Source organism: Leptotrichia sp. oral taxon 879 str. F0557 (assembly GCF_000469385.1).
Taxonomy (GTDB): Bacteria; Fusobacteriota; Fusobacteriia; order Fusobacteriales; family Leptotrichiaceae; genus Leptotrichia; species Leptotrichia mesophila.
This window is the reverse complement of the sequence record NZ_KI271296.1, coordinates 1-613: the sequence shown is the minus strand read 5'-3', so window position 1 is coordinate 613 and position 613 is coordinate 1. Positions and strand designations below refer to the sequence as shown.

2 protein-coding genes are annotated in these 613 nt (G+C 25.0%); both read left to right on the top strand.

Going from position 1 to position 613, the window contains the following annotated elements; all coding sequences use genetic code 11:
- Positions 1-150: 150 nt before the first annotated feature.
- On the top strand, positions 151-378 hold the full coding sequence (locus HMPREF1552_RS02875; protein WP_018498936.1) for a DUF6290 family protein: 228 nt from the start codon (positions 151-153) through the stop codon (positions 376-378).
- Positions 378-613: type II toxin-antitoxin system RelE/ParE family toxin (locus HMPREF1552_RS02870; protein ID WP_021743567.1), on the top strand; the 236-nt coding region annotated here is incomplete at its 3' end. The genes HMPREF1552_RS02875 and HMPREF1552_RS02870, both read left to right, overlap by 1 nt.

The following is a 613-nucleotide window of genomic DNA, read 5'->3' as shown; positions in this document are numbered from 1 at the left end:
AATGTCGCAATTAATATTGCAATTTATGTTATAATATAAGAACAAAAAGATGGTGATATAAATGGTTTAAAAGGAAACTTTTATATCTTGACAAATAGAATAATACTTGGTACAATTGTAATACAAATATTACACTTGGAGGGATAAAAAATGCCTACATTATCATTGAGAATGGAAAAAGAAGATTTAGAATTTTTAAAAGAATATTCAAATATAAATAATCTTAACATGTCATCCTTTGTTCGTAACTTAATTTTAGACAAAATATATGATGAAATAACTGAGGAAGATGAAAAAAGAATATTGAAAAGATGGGAAAAATCAAAATCTGAAAAAACTTCTGATGCTGAAGACGTATTCAAAAGGCTAGGATTATAATGGAAAAAAAATTTTATGAAGTAAAGTTTACTGAATCTGCAGAAAAAGATCTAAAAAAATTAAATAAATCAAATAAAGCAATTGCTAAACTTCTAAAAAAATGGATTTCAGAAAATTTAATAGGTACACAGAATCCAAAGCAAAGAGGAAAAGCACTAACAGGAAATTTAAAAGGATTATGGAGATACAGAGTAGGTTCCTATAGAATTGTAGCTGAAATAAAAAATGATATTTT

Excerpts from the sequence above, each read along its gene's own strand:
- HMPREF1552_RS02875 (WP_018498936.1), top strand. The coding sequence starts at position 151 with ATGCCTACATTATCATTGAGAATGGAAAAAGAAGATTTAGAATTTTTA.